This window comes from Pseudomonas syringae (genome assembly GCF_021605415.1).
GTDB lineage: Bacteria > Pseudomonadota > Gammaproteobacteria > Pseudomonadales > Pseudomonadaceae > Aquipseudomonas > Aquipseudomonas syringae_S.
In genome coordinates this window covers 23,558-42,954 of the sequence record NZ_WKEQ01000010.1, presented here as the reverse complement: position 1 = coordinate 42,954, position 19,397 = coordinate 23,558, and the positions used below count along the sequence as shown (strand labels likewise).

Genomic DNA, 19,397 nt, shown 5'->3' with positions numbered 1-19,397 from the left:
AGCTTGCAGCTGCTTCACTGCGACTTCCGGACCCGTAGGTACCATTCGGAAAGAAGCCGAACCTGTTTGTCGGTGTATCCGCGTTCGACCATTCGTGTAACAAAATCGTTGTGCTTTTGTTGATCCTCTTTGCTGGCTTTGGCGTTGAAACTGATGACCGGCAGCAGATCTTCCGTGTTCGAGAACATTTTCTTCTCGATGACCACCCGAAGTTTTTCGTAACTGAGCCAGGTCGGATTCTTGCCGTTGTTGTTGGCGCGGGCGCGTAGTACGAAGTTGACGATCTCGTTGCGGAAATCCTTCGGATTGCTGATGCCGGCCGGTTTTTCGATCTTTTCCAATTCTTCGTTCAGAGCGACGCGGTTGAGGATCTCGCCGGTTTCCGGATCGCGGTATTCCTGATCCTGAATCCAGAAGTCCGCGTACAGCACGTAGCGGTCGAAGATGTTCTGGCCGTATTCGCTGTAAGACTCAAGATAGGCCGTCTGGATTTCTTTGCCGATGAACTCGATGTAACGCGGCGCCAGGTATTCTTTCAGGTAGCGCAGATAGCGCTCTCGGGTTTCAGCCTGGAATTGCTCCTGCTCGATCTGCTGTTCCAATACATAAAGCAGGTGCACCGGGTTGGCGGCGATTTCATGCGGGTCGAAGTTGAAGACCTTGGACAGAATCTTGAACGCAAAACGGGTCGACAGACCGTTCATGCCCTCGTCGACGCCTGCGGAGTCTCGGTATTCCTGGATCGACTTGGCCTTCGGATCGGTGTCCTTGAGGTTTTCACCGTCGTACACGCGCATCTTCGAATAGATGTTGGAGTTCTCAGGCTCCTTGAGACGTGACAGCACGGTGAATTGCGCGAGCATTTTCAGGGTGTCCGGCGCGCAATGGGCCTTGGCCAGTGAGCTGTTGAACAGCAGTTTGTCGTAGATCTTCACCTCGTCGCTGACGCGCAGGCAGTACGGCACTTTGACGATGTAGATCCGGTCGATGAACGCTTCGTTGTTTTTGTTGTTGCGGAAGGTGTGCCACTCCGATTCGTTGGAGTGAGCCAGCAGAATCCCGGTGAACGGAATCGCGCCCAGGCCTTCGGTACTGTTGTAGTTGCCTTCCTGAGTGGCGGTCAGCAATGGGTGCAGCACCTTGATCGGCGCCTTGAACATTTCGACGAATTCCATCAGGCCCTGGTTGGCCCGGCACAGCGCACCGGAATAGCTGTAGGCGTCGGCGTCGTTCTGCGGGAATTCCTCGAGTTTACGGATATCGACCTTACCCACCAGTGCCGAAATATCCTGGTTGTTCTCGTCGCCCGGTTCAGTCTTGGCCACTGCGATCTGGTTGAGGATCGACGGGTATAGCTTGACCACGCGGAACTGGCTGATGTCGCCGCCGAATTCGGCCAGGCGTTTGGTAGCCCATGGCGACATGATGGTATTGACGTAGCGCCGTGGAATGCCGAAGTCCTCTTCGAGGATCGCGCCATCTTCAGTGGCGTTGAACAGACCCAGCGGCGACTCGAATACCGGTGAACCCTTGATTGCATAGAAGGGCACCTTTTCCATCAACTGTTTCAGCTTCTCGGCCAGGGACGATTTACCGCCGCCAACGGGGCCGAGTAAATAGAGAATTTGTTTCTTCTCTTCCAGGCCTTGGGCGGCGTGACGGAAATACGAGACGATCTGGTCGATGCATTCTTCCATCCCGTGGAAGTCTTCAAAGGCCGGATAGCGACGGATCACCTTGTTGGAGAAGATCCGCGACAGCCTCGAATTGGTCGAAGTGTCGAGCAGCTCCGGTTCGCCGATGGCCATAAGCAGGCGCTCGGCGGCTGAAACATAGGCACTGCGATCCTTTTTGCACAGTTCCAGGTATTCCTGCAGCGAAAATTCTTCCTGGCGTGTGGACTCGAAGCGTTGTTGGAAGTGGCTAAAGATACTCATGACGTCACCTCGCTCGATACGTGGAGCCGACGCCGGATCACTCAGTCGATGCTGGCAGCAGCTGCTTTGGCAGCTGATGTTTACCCCCCAGAACGCTTTCGCGATCTCAGATCGCGAAAACCACTCCCGATGACCCGCGCGCCGGTGTACCGGCTCTCCCCTGTTTTGGATGGCCTGCGCTTAAGGATAGTTAAGAATTCGAGAGGGAAAGGCGAGATACGTAATTAGTTGTGGCAGACCGTTCGTCCGTCACCGCGCCAGCCCGCAGGAGGCGGGGGCTGGCGCATTACAAAAAAATTATTCGGAGGTGCCTTGCGCGGTTTCCGAAGGATACGTCGTACGCCAGAGCTCGAAGCCGCCGTCCATGCTGTAGACGTCGGAGAAGCCCTGGCTGATCAGATAAGCGGCAGCGCCCTGGCTGGAATTGCCGTGATAGCAAACGACGACGGTCGGTGCATCAAGGTCGGCGCCCTGAATGAAAGCGTGCAGGGAATGGTTGTCCAGATGCTTCGAACCGCTGATGTGCAGGGCGGCGAAAGTCGCGGGGTCACGCACGTCGACCACCACCGCGCCTTGTTCGCGCAGAGATTGGGCCTGTTCGGGAGGGATGCGTTTGAATTCAGTCATGGCGGGCTCCTGTGGCTCGGCTGATAGCGCAGTCTAGCGCGGGGCGCTGGCTGGTGAAGATTCTTGGCTGATGGGGGCGACTGACGGCAACAGACCGCCGTGCTCATCGCATTGGCAAGACAGGCGTTCGCCGCTGTCGACATTCAGTAACGTCATCGAGCCGCCCCAGACGCAGCCGGTGTCGAGCGCGAAAATGCCCGGTTCAAGGACGTTGCCTTCCAGCGCCGCCCAGTGGCCGAAGATGATTCGCAGGCCTTGGGTCTTGCGCTCCTTGTGTTGAAACCAGGGTTTAAAACCCGGTGGTGCGCTGTCCATGCCCTCTTTGCTTTTGAGGTCGAGCTTGCCTTCGGCAGTGCAGAAACGCATGCGCGTGAAATAGTTGGTAATCGTGCGCAGGCGGGGTACGCCTTTAAGGTCGTTGTCCCATTTCGCCGGTTCGTTGCCGTACATGCCATCGAGGAAGGCAGGGAGCAGATTGTCATCGCGTAGGGCCGTTTCGACTTCAGCGGCGCATTTCAGTGCTTTGCGCAATGACCATTGTGGCGGGATGCCCGCATGGGCCATGGCGACGTCGCGTTGTTCGTCGTAGTGCATGAGCTTTTGCTGACGAAGCCACTCCATCAATTCCGGACAATCGGGCGCCTCAATGATTTCGCGCAGGGTGTCGCCCTTTTTCATGCGCTCGATGTTCTGCCAGGCGGCCAGCAGGTGCAGGTCATGGTTGCCCAAAACGCACACTAGCGAATCACGCAGCTTATAAAGGAAGCGCAGGGTTTCCAGGGATTGCGGGCCACGGTTGACGAGATCACCCACCAGCCAGAGCCGATCAAGCGCCGGGTCGAAGCCGACCTTGTCGAGCAGGCACTTGAGCGGGTCGAGGCAGCCTTGCAGGTCGCCGACGGCATACGTCGCCATCAGTGAAGCGCTCCCGGAACGGCGAGGCGGAAAGGTTTGATCACAGCGTCGAAATGCTTGCCGTCTTCGGCGACCATTTCGTAAGTGCCCTGCATGTTGCCGACCTTGGTGGTCATCACAGTGCCGCTGCTGTAGGTGTGGCTTTTGCCCGTGTCGATCAATGGCTGCTGGCCGACGACACCGGCGCCGCGAACCTCTTCGACATGCCCGTCGCCATCGGTGATCACCCAGTGACGGGAGAGCAGGCGGGCCGGCATCAAGCCATTATTTTGCACGGTGATGGTGTAAGCGAAGGCAAAGCGGTCTTGCTCGGGTTGCGACTGGTCTGCCAGATAGCGGGTGACGACGCTGACGTCGACCTGATAACGAGGATCGGACATGCAAAAGGCCTTAAGAACGAAGCGAAACGCGGGGCGTAGCTGATAAGAAGTCAGTCTAGGCAAGTATCGGGCAGTAAACCAGAGTGGCGTCCTGCCCGATAGCGTTCATCGCCCTTCAGTGGGCGGCGGGGTCTTGCGCAACTTGTTCGGCCAGTTTATCGGCCAGGCGCACGAACGCGGCCAGATCCAGTTGCTCTGGACGCAGGCTGCCATCAACACCGGCAGCTTCGATTTCGTCATTTGTCATCAACTGCTTGAGCGTATTGCGCAAAGTTTTGCGGCGCTGGTTGAAGGCCTCGCGGACGACGCGCTCGAGCAAGCGATGATCCTTGGCCGGATGGGGCAGCACGGCGTGTGGAACGAGGCGCACGATGGCGGAGTCGACCTTCGGCGGCGGGTTGAATGCACCCGGGCCAACATTAAACAGATGTTCAACCCGGCAGTGATACTGAACCATGATCGACAGGCGACCCCAGTCACCGCCACCGGGACCTGCCGCCAGTCGCTCAACCACTTCTTTTTGCAGCATGAAGTGCATGTCGCGAATGATCCCTGCGTTGTTCAGCAGGTGGAAAATGAGCGGCGTGGAGATGTTGTACGGCAGGTTGCCGACGACGCGCAGGCTGTTCGGCTCGGCGTTGAGGCTGTTGAAGTTGAACTTCAACGCGTCGCCCTGGTGCAGGTTGAAGTTGCTCTTGCCAGCGAACTGCTGGTTGAGGATCGGGATCAGGTCTTTATCCAGTTCCACCACGTCTAGCTGCGCGCCGCTGTTGAGCAGGCCGGCAGTCAGTGCGCCCTGGCCCGGGCCGATTTCCAGCAGACGATCGCCGGATTTTGCGCTGATGGAGCGCAGAATACGGTCGATGACGCCGGCATCGTGCAGGAAGTTCTGGCCAAAACGCTTGCGCGCCTTGTGTTGGTATTGCTCGGTCATAAACGGGTCTCGGCCATCTGGTAGGCGGTTTCCAGGGCAACTTTCAGGCTGCCGGTGTCGATTCTGCCGCTGCCGGCCAGATCAAGGGCGGTGCCGTGGTCAACCGAAGTGCGGATGATCGGCAGGCCGAGGGTCACGTTGACCGCCGCGCCGAAGCCTTTGTACTTCAGCACCGGCAGGCCCTGGTCGTGGTACATCGCCAGCACTGCATCGCAGTGCTCCAGATATTTGGGGGTAAACAGAGTGTCGGCGGGCAGCGGGCCACGAAGATCCATGCCTTCGCTGCGCAGGCGCTCTAATGTCGGTTCGATGATGTCGATTTCTTCGCGGCCCAGGTGTCCGCCTTCACCGGCGTGCGGATTGAGCCCGCAAACCAGGATACGTGGCTGGGCGATGCCGAATTTTTCTTGGAGGTCGGTGTGCAGGATTCGCGTGACCCGCTCCAGTCGCTCCGGTGTGATCGCGTCGGCGATCTCGCGTAGGGGCAGGTGAGTGGTCACCAGTGCCACGCGCAAGCCATGGGTGGCGAGCATCATCACCACTTGGGTGGTGTGGGTCAGATCCGCGAGAAACTCCGTGTGCCCGGAGAACGCAATGCCTGACTCGTTGATCACGCCTTTATGCACCGGCGCGGTGATCATTGCAGCAAAATCGCCGTTCAGGCAGCCCTTGCCGGCGCGGGTCAGGGTTTCCAGGACGAATGGCGCATTGGCTTTGTCCAGTTGCCCGGCAACGACCGGCGCGCTGAGCGGTGTATCCCAGACATACAGGCTGTTGGCCGGTGCCGGAGCATCTGGCCAGTGCCCAGGAGAGACCGCGAGCAGATCGACGGCCAGCCCCAGCTGCGCGGCCCGCTGAAGGAGCAGGTCACGGCTGGTAATGGCAATCAGAGGGTGTGGCTGGGCTTGCGAGGCGAGCAGCAGGCACAGGTCGGGGCCTATGCCGGCTGGTTCGCCAGGTGTCAGCGCGAAACGCTTGGGTTTCACTGCGCTGCCTGGTCTGCACCAGGGAGTTTGATCTCGACGTACGCTTCGTCACGTATCTGACGCAGCCAGGTTTGCAGCTCTTCGTCGTATTTGCGGTTACGCAGGACGGTCATTGCTTGCTGCTCACGCGCCTGTTCGGTGCTGTCGGTGGCGCGGCGGCCAAGGACTTCCAGAACGTGCCAGCCGTATTGGGTCTGGAATGGCTTGGACAGCTGACCTTGTGGGGTCTTGGCCATCACGTCACGGAATTCCGGAACCAGCGAGCTTGGGTCGATCCAGTTCAGGTCGCCACCGTTGAGTGCGGAGCCCGGGTCTTCGGAATAGCTCTTCGCCAATTCAGCGAAATCTTCGCCGGCCGAAATGCGGTCGTACAGCGATTGAACCAGCGCCTTGGTTTTGGCTTCGTCGCGGATTGGACTTGGCTTGACCAGAATATGGCGTACGTGGACTTCATCGCGCATCTGGCTTTCGCCGCCACGTTTTGCCAGCAACTTGAGGATGATGAAGCCACCCGGCGTGCGTGCAGGCTGAGTGACGTCGCCGACGGCCATGCTGCTCAATTCGCGGTCGAACGGCGGTGGCAATTGAGCGGCTTTACGCCAGCCCATGTCGCCGCCTTCCAGCGCGTTATCGCTGGCGGATTTGGCAACGGCCAGTTGGCCGAAGTCAGCGCCTTGTTTGAGCTGCTGGTAAACATCCATGGCCTGGCGAGCGGCGTTCTGAATTGCTTCAGAGTTGGCGCTTTCCGGGGTGGGAATCAGGATGTTGGCCAAGTGCAGTTCTTCCGATAGCTGCATTTTGCCCAGGTCGGAGGCGAGGAAGTTCTTCACTTCCTGCTCGGACACCTGGATGCGCTCGGCCACGCGGCGCTGACGGACACGGCTGATGATCATTTCACGGCGGATCTGATCGCGGGCGTCGTCGTAAGACAGACCGTCGCGGGCCAGAGCGGCGCGGAACTGCTCCACGGACATGTTGTTGCGCTGGGCAATGGTGCCCACAGCCTGGTTCAGTTCTTCATCGGTGATGCGGATGCCGGAGCGTTCGCCGATCTGCAATTGCAGGTTTTCAACGATCAGGCGCTCAAGCACCTGTTGATCCAGCACGCCTGGTGGCGGCGAACCGCCGCCACGCTTGGCGATGGTCTGCTGAACTTCGTGGACACGTTGATCCAGTTGGCTCTGCATGACCACGTCGTTGTCGACGATGGCCACGACCTTGTCGATGGACTGCACCGCAGCATTCGCCGCAGTACCCAGGAACAGCGCGCCCAGCATCAGCGGGCGCAGACAATCAGAAAGCTTGGTCTTCACGTTCACGATAACCTTGGATGCCTTTGTCGAGGAAGCTCTCTACTTTGGCGCCGGTGAGGCCGCCGAGTCCCTTCAGAACAATTTGGAGGAAGACGCCGTGGTCGCCTTTTTCGTTTTCCGGGGCGTTCTGACTGAACTCGTCATAGCTGACCCAGTAACGGTTGATCACGCGCAGCTTCCAGCAGCAGTTGTCGTACTCGAAGCCACCGAAGGCTTCCAGGGTACGGTTGCGGTTGTAGTCGTACTGCCAGCGGCTGATGGCGTTCCACTGTGGAACGATCGGCCAGATGACCGAGAAATCATGCTGCTGGATCTTGTAGTAGTCCTTCACGTAACCCGGTTGACCCGGCGTGCCGTAGTCACCACCGCCGACCGACCATTTACCGGTGTTCTGGTCGTAACGAACCTGGTCGTTGCGATAGCGATAGCCGGCGTTAATGACCTTGTTCGGGTTGTCTTCAGGCTGGTAGTGGAACATCGCGCTGCCGGAGCGTGGGCTGCGGCTGTCCGGATCCCAGTTGTAGTTCGCGGTGGTTCGCCAATCGCGATTCCAGCGATATTCATATTCGAGCGCATAAGGCGATACCTTGGATTTGGCATCGTCGCGATCATCGAAGGCGATACCCGGCAACTGAACTTCACGATCCTTGAAGTAGAGTGCTTGGCCGACGCTGATGCGCTGACGTTCGAAACCATCGTCTTCGATCCAGCGGCTGGTTACGCCCAGCGACAGTTTGTTCTCGTCGCCGACACGGTCGGAACCGGAGAACCGGTTTTCGCGAAACAGCGAGGCGTAGTTGAAGGTGTATTCGCTGGTGTCGAATACCGGGATGTCTTCCTGGTCTTCCTTCGGTACATAGAGATAGAACAGGCGCGGCTCCAGAGTCTGGCGGTAGTCCTTGCCGAAATACGAGGTGCTGCGGTCGAAATACAACCCGCTGTCGATGCTCGCAATCGGAACGCCACGGCTCTGGCTGCTGCTGAACGTACCGTTGAGTTTGTCCTGTGCCGCGGTTTGCGCTGCAATCTGAGACTTGCCGGTGCCATCCAGATCCAGTTGGTACTGGGTGAACTGATATTTCAGCGATGGCTTGAGGAAGCCATAGCTCCACTCCATCGGCAGGCTGACGCCCGGCTTGAGGTTCAAGCGGTCGCCGTTGGAGCGCACCAAGCCCCGAACGTTGTTATCGAGACGACGCTCGACGGTGCCGTCTTCGTTGACGAAGTTGCCGTCTCGCAAGTCGCGATCAAATCGCACGATTTCCGTCTGGTAATCGAAATCGAGACCCTGAGGATGATACGGCAGCTGACCGTTGAAGGTGATCTGCGGCAGACGGTTATACGGCGTGATGTTCGACACGGTGGCCAACTGATACGCCTGAGCGTTCAGGCGCGCCGTGTAGCTGTCGCCACGGTAGGTCACGGAACCCTGCTGGTTCACGTAGTCGTCGCTTTTCACGCCGATCTGATCAGTCTGCAGATCCTGGAAGTAATACGGATCGCTGATTTTGGTGTAGTCGACCTGGGTGAGCACGCGGGTGTCGAGACCGCCCTTGTGCTGCCAGTTGTACATGTAGCGGGTCTTGTCGTAGTCGCTCTGCCCGCTGCGCTCGTCGTCTTCGTCGTTGAGGTACGCCGCGCCGAACTGGCCTTCGCTGGACTTGGTGAGGTAGCGGAACTCGCCTTCCACCAACATGCCGCGCTTGCTCATGTAACGCGGATACAACGTGGCATCGTAGTTCGGCGCCAGGTTGAAGTAGTACGGCGTGACCAGCATGAAGCCGGTATCGCTGCCGGTGCCGATGGTCGGCGGCAGGAAACCTGACTGGCGACGATCGTCGATCGGGAAGTAGATGTAAGGCGTGTACAGGATCGGAATGTCCTTCACGCGCAAGGTCACGTTGGTCGCGGTACCGAAACCGGTCGCCGGGTTCAGGGTGATGTTGTTGCCCTTGAGCTGCCAGGCGTTGCTGTTCGGTTCGCACGTGGTGTACGTGCCGTCCTTCAAGCGGATGATCGCGTTCTCGGCGCGCTTGGCGTACAGCGCGTTACCGCGAATGCGCGATTTGTGCATCACGTATTCGGCGTTATCGACTTTGGCTTCACCGGTATCGAGCTGCACGTCGGCATGGTCGCCGACGATCAACGCGCCGTTGTCGCGGATGCGCACGTTGCCGGCGAGTTCGCCACGGCTCTCGGCCTGATACAGGTTCGCCTCGTCGGCTTCTGCCTGCATGCTGCCCTGGCGCATGACGACGTCACCGGCCAGGGTGGCGACCTGCTGATCCTGCTGATAACGCGACGCCTTGGCACCGATGAACGTCGGCGCGTCACTTTTATTCGTCTTGTCATTCATGCCAGGACGAATCGGTTCGATATAGGAACCAGAGCAGTAAGGACCGGTCTCTGCCAATTGAGCGGCAGTGAGCTTCTCGCGCGGAACCCAGTCGAGGTGACTGTAGTCTTCGCTACGGGATTTAAGACCACGACCCTTGGACTCGGTGACGAGCACTGGCTTAGGGCCGCTGTCCTGACCGGAAACCGTGCTGGTGCCTGCGTCGGCCGGCGTTTCGCCGGTGGCACTGACGGCACTGCCGTCGTGTACCGGACGCGGCGGCAATGCTGCCGCCGGCGTCTTGGGCGCACAGTCCCAGCCACCCGAAGCCGAGACGGAGCAGTCATACTGCTCGGCGGCAACAACGAACGAACTGGCCAGAGGTTGCATAGCCAGCAGACTGCCGGTTACCAACAACGGAAATTTTTTACGAAACGCGGGGGATTTCAATGCCATCTTATTAGTCCGGGCTTCCTGCGTGCCATCTGCCCGCGGTGTGGGCCGCACGCCTCTCGATGGTCTGAAAAAGATGCTGGATAATAAAGCATGACCCGCTTGACGGCTAGCGCCGTCGGAGACCCTTGCAATGCCTGACCAAGATGTACGCTTGCAACACCTGAAAGTTTGGCTCGATGAGCAGTTGGCAATCCTTTTTGCGGATCAGGGCTGGGGCACCGTGCCCCCGGCCACGTTGACCGCGGCCAGCAGTGACGCGAGTTTCCGTCGTTATTTCCGTTGGGAAGGCGCGGGTCGCAGCTTCGTCGTAATGGACGCCCCGCCGCCCCAGGAAAACTGCAAACCGTTTGTGGATATCGCTTTTCTGCTGGCGAAATCCGGAATAAATGTGCCGAAAATTTATGCAGAAGACCTTGAGCGAGGATTTCTTTTGCTCAACGATCTGGGCAATAAGACCTTTTTGGACGTCATCAACGGCGAAAATGCCGACGCGTTGTTCAAGGATGCCTTGCAAGCCTTGCTGGCTTTTCAGCAATTGCCGATGGTTGCACCGCTGCCGAGTTACGACGTCGCACTGCTACGGCGCGAACTGGAGCTGTTCCCCGACTGGTACGTGAAACGCGAGTTGGGCGTCGAGTTCTACACGGCGCAACAGCAGCAATGGCAGAAGGTCAGCGACCTGCTGATCGACAGCGCCCTGGCGCAACCAAAAGTGCTGGTGCATCGCGACTACATGCCGCGCAACCTCATGCTCAGCGAGCCGAATCCAGGTGTGCTGGATTTCCAGGACGCGGTCTATGGCCCGGTGACGTATGACGTCACCTGCCTGTTCAAGGACGCATTCCTGAGCTGGCCGGAAGAGCGTGTGCGCGGCTGGCTGGAGAATTACTGGCAGCAAGCTTCGGCATTGAACATTCCGGTGCAGCCCGATTTCGAAGATTTCCTGCGCGCCAGCGATCTGATGGGCGTGCAGCGCCATTTGAAAGTCATCGGCATCTTCGCGCGCATCTGCCATCGCGATGGCAAACCACGCTACCTCGCCGACGTGCCGCGCTTCTTCTCTTATATAGACGCCGTGGTAGCACGCCGTCCCGAGCTGGCCGATCTGCAAACGCTGCTGGCCAGCCTGCGTGGTGGAGCGTCAGCATGAAAGCCATGATTCTTGCGGCCGGCAAAGGCGAGCGCATGCGCCCGCTGACCCTGACCACGCCCAAACCGCTGGTGCGTGCCGGTGGCGTGCCGTTGATCGAGTATCACCTGCGTGCCTTGGCGGCAGCCGGGTTCAGCGACATCGTGATCAACCACGCCTGGCTGGGTCAGCAGATCGAGGATTATCTCGGCGACGGCTCGCAGTTCGGCGTGAACATTCAGTACTCGCCCGAAGGTGAGCCGCTGGAAACCGGCGGCGGCATTTTCCGCGCCTTGCCGATGTTGGGAGACGAAGCGTTTCTGGTGGTCAACGGCGACATCTGGACCGATTACGACTTCAGCGTATTGCACCAGCCGATCAACGGATTGGCGCATCTGGTGCTGGCCGACAACCCGCCTCATCACCCGACCGGCGACTTCGTTCTGCGCGACGGCCAGGTGCACGACGCTGAACCGGGCGCGACGACCCTGACCTACAGCGGCATCGCCGTCATACATCCGCAATTGTTCGACGGCTGTCAGGACGGCGCATTCAAACTGGCGCCCTTGCTGCGCAAGGCAATGTCTGCCGGACAGGTGAGCGGTGAGCAATTGAAGGGCCATTGGGTCGATGTCGGCACCCACGAGCGTCTGGCTGAAGCCGAAGCCTTGATAGAAGCGAGTCGCTGACATGTTGTGGCCAGGGACTCTGATTGGAGCCGGAGCGGGTTTTGCGATTGCAAGCATTCCGGGGGCCATGCTGGGCGCTTTGTTGGGGCAGGCGCTGGATCGGCGTCTGCAGTTACAGAGCTGGGGGCATCTGCGCGAAAAGCTCGGCGGCCGGCCGATGCTGCGCAACGACGAATTGCTGTTCGTCTTGCTCGGCCGTCTGGCCAAGAGCGACGGTCGAGTGGCGGATGGGCATATCCAGCAGGCGCGGCAAGAAATGCGTGCGCTGGAAATGAGCGAGCCGGCGCAGCGGCGGGCGATTGCCGCGTTTAACCGTGGCAAGTCCGGTGGCGATAGCCTGCGCGGTTATCTACGGCGGCTGAGCGCTCAGCCTCACGCCGCCGAGGGCGTGCTGCGCGCTTGCTGGCGTATGGTCTGGGCGGACGGTCGCGCCGGTGTCAGTGAGCGCGAACTGTTGGCGCAATGGGGCAAATGGCTGGGCTGGACGACGCATCAGGTGCAGGCGTTGGCAGCCGACTATGAGCCGCATAAACGTCCGATTGTGAGTGCGGCGGTGACGTATCAAGACGCCATGCGCTTGCTTGGCGTGTCGTCGACGACCGAACCTTCGCAGATCAAACGGGCTTATCGACGGTTGCTCAGTCGCCATCATCCGGACAAGATCGCCGGCAGTGGCGCGACGGCGCTGCAGGTGCGCGAGGCTACGGACAAGACCCGTGAATTGCACAACGCCTATACGTTGATACGTGAGCGGCGGGATTTTCGTTAAGCGGCAGACGTGAGTTTTCTGTAATGCCCAATCGCGAGCAGGCTCGCTCCCACATTTGAAATGCATTCCAGTGTGGGAGCGAGCCTGCTCGCGATCAAGGGTGACTCGGTTTCTCGATCAGTCAGTGTTCTGCGGATTCAACCAGCCACGCACCCGGCGGAACAATTGCTCTTGCTCAGCCTTCTTGTCCGGCAAGGCTTTGAGCGCTACCTGACTGAACGCTGAAGTCTTCAACCGCTTGTTGGCCTGCATACGCTCCAGTGCCGCATTGCGATCCAGCGATTTGTCCATGTAGAAAATGTCGGCGGTCGGCAGCTTCAAAGTCGGCGTGAGTTCGGCCAGTTGCGGTTTGGTCTTGGCCGGTGTCTGCGCATCCACCATCACGAACTTCTCTACTTGAGACGTCTGCCTCTCGCTCAGATAACGCGCGGCCCAATAAGCACCGGTGCCGTGTCCGAGCACGACAATGCTGCGCGCACTCTGCTGCTCGGCGTACGCGATCGCGGCGTCGATGCGCGCGAAAATGCGCTCGGCATCGTCCTTCTGCTGTTCTTCGGTGGACTCGGCGACGACCTTGTCGGTGATGTCGGCTTCGCCACCGGCGGCTTGCTCGATCGGCTCGGCAGTGGTCGCGTCCTTGCTGGCGGGCTCGGCGGTTTTCGGCGGGACGGGCGCTTCGGCTACACGCGGCGCGATGGCGTCGCTTTGCAGATCGGGCAGGGTGATACTCAGGCTGCTCCATTCGACGTCAGGCAATTTGCGTCGCAGCGGGCCAATTGCTTGCGGCCAGTCAGCGGTTTCGCCAGCACCGGGAATGATGATCACCGTGCCTTTGGGTTCGGCGGTATTAGCGGTTTTCCACAAGGCAAGGAAGTTCTCACCACCGGCCTGCAATGTTTGCTGCTCCTGAGCCGGGACGCTGCGTTCAAGTGCCGCGGCTTCTTCCTGACTACGCTCAAGCAGTGGCTGGCGTTCGACTGGTTTCTCTTCGGCAGGTTTTTCCGTGGCGGGCGCCGGGTCGGCAGCCTGGACAGAAAACGCACAAGGGAGGATCAGCGACAGGCACAATGCTGGCATTGCCAGGCGGTAGACAGAGGGCATCGGTTTTTCCAGGCCAGAAAGTATCCCGGCAGCCTAAAGGGTTGGTCAGAATTTGTCAGGTGTGAGACTTCAATGATGCGTTTTTGCTGCCTGTGGGTTATCGGCTGTTTGTGGTTTCCCTTGATGGGGTGGGCGGCGCCTGCTCCGGCGCTTGTCGTGCAGCTGTCCGATGGCGAGCGGCAATGGCTGGCGCAACACAATGAATTGCGCGTCGGCCTGGTGCTGCAAGCGCCCTATGCGCAATACGACCGGCGTCTTCAAAGGTTGTCCGGGGCCAACGTTGAACTGATGAAATGGTTGGCGAAAGCGCTCAACGTCGAATTGAGCTGGCGCAACTTTCCCGACCTCGCTCACTTGGAAGCAGCCGTGCGCAACGATGAAATCGACATTGCCCCGGGCCTGACCCAAACCCCTGCTGGTCTGCGCCTCTGGCAGTTTTCCGATCCCTACATGCGCGTGCCGCAACTGGTGGTCAGCGACCAGAAGACCGGCGGCGTGGTGGAACTGGAAAAACTCGACAGCCAGACCCGCGTCGCCGTGCGCATGCCCAGTGCCACGGCCGATTATCTGCGCAGCAATTATCCGCATCTGAATGTGCAAGGCGTGCCACTGGAGCGTCAGGCGTTGCAGTTGCTGTTGAGCCAGCAGGCCGGTTACGCCGTCGTCGACGAGGCGCAGCTCGGGCGACTGTCGGCGGAGCCTGAGTTCTCGGAGCTGGTGGTGGTTGGCGATATTGGTTTGCCGCAGCTGTTGCGCGTGGCCACTCGCCGGGACTGGCCGGAACTGGCGAGCATCGTCGAAAGTGGCTTGCGGGCGATCCCGGCCAAGGATCTGGAGCAACTGCACAATCAATGGCTGCAACCCAAGTACCCGCGATTGTCCGAATCGCCGGGGTTCTGGCAAAACCTCAGCCTGTTGTTCGCTGTGATGTTGCTCAGTTGCGTGGCGATTGTGTTCTGGCAGCGCCGCCAGCAACACAGCCTCGAGCAGCGTCTGCTGGCGGCGCGCGAAGACATTGCACTGCGAGCCGCCAGCGAAGAGGCCCTGCGCGTGACCCAGTTTTCCATCGATCAAAGCACTGTCGGCATTCTCTGGGTGAATTGGGACAGCCATGTGCGCTACGCCAATCGCGCGGCGGAGTACATGCTCGGCTATCCGCAGGGCGGGCTCATTGAGCGACCGCTGATCGATTTCGAACCGGGTTTGCACATGGATCGCTGGTTGAACCTCTGGAAGCGCGCCCGCACCAGTGAGGAGGGACCGCTGAGTTTCGAAACCAGTTGCGTGCGCGCCGACGGCAGCATTCTGCCGGCGGATGTGTCGCTGAGTTTTCTGCGTTTTCGCGACAGCGAATACCTGGTGGTTTACCTCACCGACGTCACGGAACGCCGTCGCGCACTGGCCGCGTTGCAGGAAAGCGAGGCGCGTTTGCAAGGCATCGCCGCCAACGTGCCGGGGCTGGTGTTTCGGCTGGAGCGGGCGGCCATTACCGGGCAGATTGATTTCGCCTACATCAGTGAAGGCAGCGAGAGCCTGGTCGGTTACTCCCCCGCAACCATCGCCCATCGCGACATGGGGTTGCGCAGCCTGGTGCATCCGGACGACAAGGCCAGTTATCACCAGACGCAGGATCACGCGCTCGACACCGACAGCGACTGGTCATGGCAAGGACGCATCCTCACCCGTCAGGGCGAGCAGCGCTGGGCCGAGATCAAAGCCATCACCCGCCAACTGGAGGGTGGCGCCTCGGCGTGGGACGGCATCGTCTGGGACATCACCGACAGCAAGCGCATCGAACTGGAACTGGCTGATTCTCGCGGACAGCTGCGTGAACTGTCGGCGCACCTTGAGAGCGTGCGTGAAGAAGAAAAGGCGCGGATCGCCCGGGAAGTGCACGATGAGCTGGGACAGATGCTGACCGTGCTCAAACTGGAAACGTCGATGTGCGAACTGGCCTATGCGCAACTCGATCCAGGCTTGCACGAACGACTGAACAGCATGAAGCGCTTGATCGCTCAATTGTTTCAACTGGTGCGCGATGTCGCCACTGCGCTACGTCCGCCGATTCTCGATGCCGGTATCGCGTCGGCCATCGAATGGCAGGCTCGACGATTTGAGGCTCGCACGCAGATTCCGTGTCTGGTGCAGGTGCCGGATAACCTGCCGCCGCTCAGCGACGCGAAGGCCATTGGTCTGTTCCGGATTTTGCAAGAAGCGCTGACCAATGTGATGCGCCATGCTCAGGCACACACTGTGGAGCTGACATTGACAATGGAAGGGGACGAATTGTGTCTGACAGTCAGCGATGATGGCGTAGGATTTGTCGCCGCGACGGGTAGGTCGACATCGTTCGGATTGGTCGGGATGCGTGAGCGGGTGCTGATCCTGGGTGGGCGGTTGGTGCTGGAGAGTGAGGTCGGGGAGGGCACAACCTTGGTAGTGCATGTGCCGGTGGGTGAGGGCTGACATAGAGATGGAGAAAAATGTGATCCGTGTACTGGTAGCTGAAGACCACACCATCGTTCGCGAAGGCATCAAGCAATTGATCGGCCTGGCCAAGGATCTGCAAGTGGTGGGCGAGGCGAGCAATGGCGAGCAATTGCTGGAAACCCTGCGCCATGTGCCGTGCGAAGTGGTCTTGCTCGACATCTCGATGCCCGGCGTCAATGGCCTTGAGGCAATTCCACGGATCCGTGCGCTGAACAACCCGCCAGCCATTCTGGTGTTGTCGATGCACGACGAAGCGCAAATGGCCGCCCGGGCGCTGAAAGTCGGCGCCGCCGGCTACGCAACCAAGGACAGCGATCCCGCGCTGTTACTGACCGCCATCCGTAAAGTCGCGGCGGGCGGGCGCTACATCGATCCGGATCTGGCGGATCGCATGGTCTTCGAAGTCGGTCTGACCGATGCCCGGCCCTTGCATTCACTGCTGTCGGAGCGTGAATTCTCGGTGTTCGAACGCCTGGCTCAGGGCGCCAACGTCAACGACATCGCCCAGCAACTGGCCCTGAGCAGCAAGACCATCAGCACCCACAAGGCGCGGCTGATGCAAAAGCTCAACATCACCTCCCTGGCCGAACTGGTGAAATACGCCATGGAGCATAAACTGCTTTGACCACACTGCCAAAACCTGTGGGAGTTGGCTTGCCGGCGATAGCGGCGGCCCAGTTAACGTTTAAGTGGCAGGCGAACCGCCATCGCGGGCAAGCCAGCTCCCACAGGGTTCGCTATTAAGTTTGCAAATACCGGCATATCCATTTGCGACAAGCGCTTTCGCCCGTCCTTGCAGCTTCAAGCCTGCAACTTATCGCTGCGTTTATCCAAACGCGCCATCCGTGTAGGGCAATCCCTACCCCCAACCTTCCATCCGGCTGAGGCGATTCTCTCCTGCGCCCCGATTTGCGCGGTTGCCAGCAGCCACTAGGCTTAGTCCCACAGCAGTCATCACTAACAAAGGTGTGGGTATGAGCCAGGTCGATTCAAACGCAGGGGCCAGCGATGTACTGGTCAGCTTTCGTGGTGTGCAGAAGAGCTACGACGGCGAGAACCTGATCGTCAAAGACCTCAACCTGGATATCCGCAAAGGCGAATTCCTCACCTTGCTCGGGCCGTCCGGCTCCGGCAAGACCACCAGCCTGATGATGCTCGCCGGTTTCGAAACGCCGACCGCCGGTGAAATCCTGCTGGGCGGGCGTTCGATCAACAACGTGCCGCCGCACAAGCGCGACATTGGCATGGTGTTCCAGAACTACGCGTTGTTCCCGCACATGACTGTAGCTGAAAACCTCGCCTTCCCGTTGACCGTGCGCGGCTTGAACAAAAGTGATGTCAGCGACAAGGTCAAGAAAGTCTTGAGCATGGTGCAGCTCGACGCCTTCGCCCAGCGTTACCCGGCGCAGTTGTCCGGCGGCCAGCAACAGCGCGTCGCATTGGCCCGCGCCCTGGTGTTCGAACCGCAACTGGTGCTGATGGACGAACCGCTCGGCGCGCTCGACAAACAACTGCGTGAACACATGCAGATGGAAATCAAGCACCTGCACCAGCGTCTCGGCGTGACCGTGGTCTACGTGACCCACGACCAGGGTGAAGCGCTGACCATGTCCGACCGCGTGGCCGTGTTCCATCAGGGCGAGATCCAGCAGATCGCCCCACCGCGCAGCCTCTACGAGGAGCCGAAGAACACCTTCGTCGCCAACTTCATCGGCGAGAACAACCGGCTTAACGGCCGCCTGCTCAGCCAGACCGGCGAGCGCTGCGTGGTCGAGTTGGGACGCGGGGAAAAAGTCGAGGCGCTGGCGGTCAACGTCGGCCAGACCGGCGAACCGGTGACCCTGTCGATCCGTCCGGAGCGCGTCAGCCTCAACGGTTCGAGCGATCAATGCGTCAACCGCTTCTCAGGGAGGGTGGCGGAATTCATCTATCTGGGCGACCACGTCCGGGTGCGTCTGGAAGTCTGCGGCAAGACCGACTTCTTCGTGAAACAACCGATTGCAGAACTCGATCCCGGGCTCGCCGTCGGCGACGTGGTACCGCTTGGCTGGCAGGTCGAACACGTTCGCGCGCTCGACCCACTTCTAGAGGCGAATTGATCGCCCTTCTGCTTCACCCAACCTGCACGTGGAGAACAATATAAATGTTGAAATCCCTGAAGTTCACAGCTCTGGTCATGGGCATGATCGGCGCGGCACACGCGATGGCGGCGGGCCCGGATCTGACCGTGGTGTCTTTCGGCGGGGCTAACAAAGCCGCGCAGGTCAAAGCGTTTTATGCGCCGTGGGAAGCGGCGGGCAACGGCAAGATCGTGGCCGGCGAGTACAACGGCGAGATGGCCAAGGTCAAAGCCATGGTCGACACCAAGAGCGTGTCGTGGGATCTGGTCGAAGTCGAATCACCAGAACTGTCTCGTGGCTGCGATGAAGACATGTTCGAGCAACTTGACCCGGCGCTGTTCGGCAAATCCGAAGACTACGTCAAAGGCGCCATCCAGCCATGCGGCGTTGGCTTCTTCGTGTGGTCGACCGTGCTGGCCTACAACGCCGACAAACTGAAAACCGCACCAACCAGTTGGGTCGATTTCTGGGACACCAAGAAATTCCCGGGCAAGCGCGGCCTGCGCAAAGGCGCCAAGTACACCCTCGAATTCGCTTTGATGGCCGACGGTGTTGCGCCAAAAGACGTTTACAAGGAACTGGCCAGCAAGGGCGGCCAGGATCGCGCGTTCAAGAAGCTCGACGAGCTGAAGCCAAGCATTCAATGGTGGGAGGCCGGCGCACAACCGCCGCAGTACCTCGCCTCCGGTGACGTGGTGATGAGTTCGGCCTACAACGGCCGCATTGCAGCCGTGCAGAAAGAATCCAACCTGAAAGTGGTGTGGAACGGCGGCATCTACGACTTCGACGCCTGGGCCATCCCGCGTGGTCTGGACGCCAAGCGCGCAGAAGCGGCGAAGAAATTCATCGCCTACTCGGTACAGCCGCAGCAGCAGAAGACCTACTCGGAAAACATCGCCTACGGCCCGGCCAACATCCAAGCGGTGCCTTTACTGGCCAAGGATGTCCTGAAAGACATGCCGACCACCCCGGAGAACATTGCCAACCAGGTGCAGATCGACGTCAGCTTCTGGGCTGACAACGGCGAGCAACTGGAACAGCGCTTCAACTCCTGGGCCGCAAAATAACCACATAGCACCGGCGGGCGGCGCTCCGGATGATCGTTCCCACGCTTTGCGTGGGAATGCCGCCCGGGACGCTCCGCGTCACTGGATGCGTTATTGCTCCACCCCTGCAGGAGCGAGCCTGCTCGCGAAAGCGGTTTTTCTATCAACAT

General features: G+C 59.7%; 16 protein-coding genes. 7 read left to right on the top strand and 9 right to left on the bottom strand.

Annotated elements, in window-relative coordinates; translation table 11 throughout:
* Window positions 1-14: 14 nt before the first annotated feature.
* From GIW69_RS09430 to GIW69_RS09395, 8 genes are all read right to left on the bottom strand, one after another.
* Window positions 15-1,937 (bottom strand): PrkA family serine protein kinase, encoded by a 1,923-nt coding sequence (locus GIW69_RS09430; protein WP_236481996.1) that lies wholly within the window; start codon window positions 1,935-1,937, stop codon window positions 15-17.
* 297 nt (window positions 1,938-2,234) lie between these two features.
* Window positions 2,235-2,564 carry a thiosulfate sulfurtransferase GlpE gene (glpE, locus tag GIW69_RS09425; RefSeq protein ID WP_236481994.1) on the bottom strand — a complete coding sequence of 110 codons (330 nt, stop codon included), beginning with the start codon at window positions 2,562-2,564 and terminating at the stop codon, window positions 2,235-2,237.
* 33 nt (window positions 2,565-2,597) lie between these two features.
* Complete coding sequence (locus GIW69_RS09420; RefSeq protein ID WP_236481993.1) at window positions 2,598-3,479, bottom strand: symmetrical bis(5'-nucleosyl)-tetraphosphatase; 882 nt, start codon at window positions 3,477-3,479, stop codon at window positions 2,598-2,600.
* Window positions 3,479-3,859: a Co2+/Mg2+ efflux facilitator ApaG/CorD gene (gene apaG, locus GIW69_RS09415; protein ID WP_236481991.1), complete on the bottom strand. Its 381-nt coding sequence runs from the start codon at window positions 3,857-3,859 to the stop codon at window positions 3,479-3,481. Before apaG ends, GIW69_RS09420 begins: the two co-directional genes overlap by 1 nt.
* A 115-nt stretch (window positions 3,860-3,974) precedes the next feature.
* The gene (rsmA, locus tag GIW69_RS09410) at window positions 3,975-4,793 is read right to left on the bottom strand and encodes a 16S rRNA (adenine(1518)-N(6)/adenine(1519)-N(6))-dimethyltransferase RsmA (RefSeq protein ID WP_236481989.1); all 819 of its coding nucleotides are present in this window, start codon (window positions 4,791-4,793) and stop codon (window positions 3,975-3,977) included.
* A complete protein-coding gene (pdxA, locus tag GIW69_RS09405) occupies window positions 4,790-5,779 on the bottom strand; it encodes a 4-hydroxythreonine-4-phosphate dehydrogenase PdxA (protein WP_236481988.1) in 990 nt (329 codons plus the stop codon). Before pdxA ends, rsmA begins: the two co-directional genes overlap by 4 nt.
* Window positions 5,776-7,092 carry a peptidylprolyl isomerase SurA gene (surA, locus tag GIW69_RS09400; RefSeq protein WP_236481986.1) on the bottom strand — a complete coding sequence of 439 codons (1,317 nt, stop codon included), beginning with the start codon at window positions 7,090-7,092 and terminating at the stop codon, window positions 5,776-5,778. Before surA ends, pdxA begins: the two co-directional genes overlap by 4 nt.
* The gene (locus GIW69_RS09395) at window positions 7,073-9,883 is read right to left on the bottom strand and encodes an LPS-assembly protein LptD (RefSeq protein ID WP_236481984.1); all 2,811 of its coding nucleotides are present in this window, start codon (window positions 9,881-9,883) and stop codon (window positions 7,073-7,075) included. Before GIW69_RS09395 ends, surA begins: the two co-directional genes overlap by 20 nt.
* A 130-nt stretch (window positions 9,884-10,013) precedes the next feature.
* On the opposite strand from GIW69_RS09395, the gene GIW69_RS09390 reads away from it, so the two are divergent.
* Genes GIW69_RS09390 through GIW69_RS09380 form a run of 3 tightly spaced genes read left to right on the top strand, consistent with a single transcriptional unit; the run spans window position 10,014 to window position 12,470 of the window.
* Window positions 10,014-11,033: a phosphotransferase gene (locus GIW69_RS09390; RefSeq protein WP_236481983.1), complete on the top strand. Its 1,020-nt coding sequence runs from the start codon at window positions 10,014-10,016 to the stop codon at window positions 11,031-11,033.
* Window positions 11,030-11,701 carry an N-acetylmuramate alpha-1-phosphate uridylyltransferase MurU gene (gene murU / locus GIW69_RS09385; RefSeq protein ID WP_236481981.1) on the top strand — a complete coding sequence of 224 codons (672 nt, stop codon included), beginning with the start codon at window positions 11,030-11,032 and terminating at the stop codon, window positions 11,699-11,701. The genes GIW69_RS09390 and murU overlap by 4 nt, the downstream gene beginning before the upstream one ends.
* A gap of 1 nt (window position 11,702) precedes the next feature.
* A complete protein-coding gene (locus GIW69_RS09380; RefSeq protein WP_236481979.1) occupies window positions 11,703-12,470 on the top strand; it encodes a TerB family tellurite resistance protein in 768 nt (255 codons plus the stop codon).
* Window positions 12,471-12,587: 117 nt separating this feature from the next.
* On the opposite strand, the gene GIW69_RS09375 is transcribed toward GIW69_RS09380, so the two are convergent.
* Window positions 12,588-13,571, bottom strand: a complete 984-nt coding sequence (locus tag GIW69_RS09375) for an alpha/beta hydrolase family protein (protein ID WP_236481978.1) — start codon at window positions 13,569-13,571, stop codon at window positions 12,588-12,590.
* 72 nt (window positions 13,572-13,643) lie between these two features.
* Between GIW69_RS09375 and GIW69_RS09370 the strand changes: the two genes are divergently transcribed.
* From GIW69_RS09370 to GIW69_RS09355, 4 genes are all read left to right on the top strand, one after another.
* Window positions 13,644-16,037 carry a PAS domain-containing sensor histidine kinase gene (locus GIW69_RS09370; protein WP_236481976.1) on the top strand — a complete coding sequence of 798 codons (2,394 nt, stop codon included), beginning with the start codon at window positions 13,644-13,646 and terminating at the stop codon, window positions 16,035-16,037.
* 19 nt (window positions 16,038-16,056) lie between these two features.
* Window positions 16,057-16,686 (top strand): response regulator, encoded by a 630-nt coding sequence (locus GIW69_RS09365; protein ID WP_008085218.1) that lies wholly within the window; start codon window positions 16,057-16,059, stop codon window positions 16,684-16,686.
* A 349-nt stretch (window positions 16,687-17,035) separates the two neighbouring features.
* Window positions 17,036-18,160, top strand: coding sequence for an ABC transporter ATP-binding protein (locus GIW69_RS09360; RefSeq protein WP_236481975.1), 1,125 nt, complete (start codon window positions 17,036-17,038; stop codon window positions 18,158-18,160).
* A gap of 44 nt (window positions 18,161-18,204) precedes the next feature.
* A complete protein-coding gene (locus GIW69_RS09355) occupies window positions 18,205-19,248 on the top strand; it encodes an ABC transporter substrate-binding protein (RefSeq protein ID WP_236481973.1) in 1,044 nt (347 codons plus the stop codon).
* Window positions 19,249-19,397: the final 149 nt, after the last annotated feature.

Excerpts from the sequence above, each read along its gene's own strand:
- GIW69_RS09360 (WP_236481975.1), top strand. The coding sequence starts at position 17,036 with ATGAGCCAGGTCGATTCAAACGCAGGGGCCAGCGATGTACTGGTCAGC.
- GIW69_RS09370 (WP_236481976.1), top strand. The coding sequence starts at position 13,644 with ATGATGCGTTTTTGCTGCCTGTGGGTTATCGGCTGTTTGTGGTTTCCC.
- GIW69_RS09355 (WP_236481973.1), top strand. The coding sequence starts at position 18,205 with ATGTTGAAATCCCTGAAGTTCACAGCTCTGGTCATGGGCATGATCGGC.
- GIW69_RS09395 (WP_236481984.1), bottom strand. The coding sequence starts at position 9,883 with ATGGCATTGAAATCCCCCGCGTTTCGTAAAAAATTTCCGTTGTTGGTA.
- glpE (WP_236481994.1), bottom strand. The coding sequence starts at position 2,564 with ATGACTGAATTCAAACGCATCCCTCCCGAACAGGCCCAATCTCTGCGC.
- rsmA (WP_236481989.1), bottom strand. The coding sequence starts at position 4,793 with ATGACCGAGCAATACCAACACAAGGCGCGCAAGCGTTTTGGCCAGAAC.
- GIW69_RS09390 (WP_236481983.1), top strand. The coding sequence starts at position 10,014 with ATGCCTGACCAAGATGTACGCTTGCAACACCTGAAAGTTTGGCTCGAT.
- GIW69_RS09380 (WP_236481979.1), top strand. The coding sequence starts at position 11,703 with ATGTTGTGGCCAGGGACTCTGATTGGAGCCGGAGCGGGTTTTGCGATT.
- GIW69_RS09420 (WP_236481993.1), bottom strand. The coding sequence starts at position 3,479 with ATGGCGACGTATGCCGTCGGCGACCTGCAAGGCTGCCTCGACCCGCTC.
- murU (WP_236481981.1), top strand. The coding sequence starts at position 11,030 with ATGAAAGCCATGATTCTTGCGGCCGGCAAAGGCGAGCGCATGCGCCCG.
- GIW69_RS09375 (WP_236481978.1), bottom strand. The coding sequence starts at position 13,571 with ATGCCCTCTGTCTACCGCCTGGCAATGCCAGCATTGTGCCTGTCGCTG.
- apaG (WP_236481991.1), bottom strand. The coding sequence starts at position 3,859 with ATGTCCGATCCTCGTTATCAGGTCGACGTCAGCGTCGTCACCCGCTAT.
- GIW69_RS09430 (WP_236481996.1), bottom strand. The coding sequence starts at position 1,937 with ATGAGTATCTTTAGCCACTTCCAACAACGCTTCGAGTCCACACGCCAG.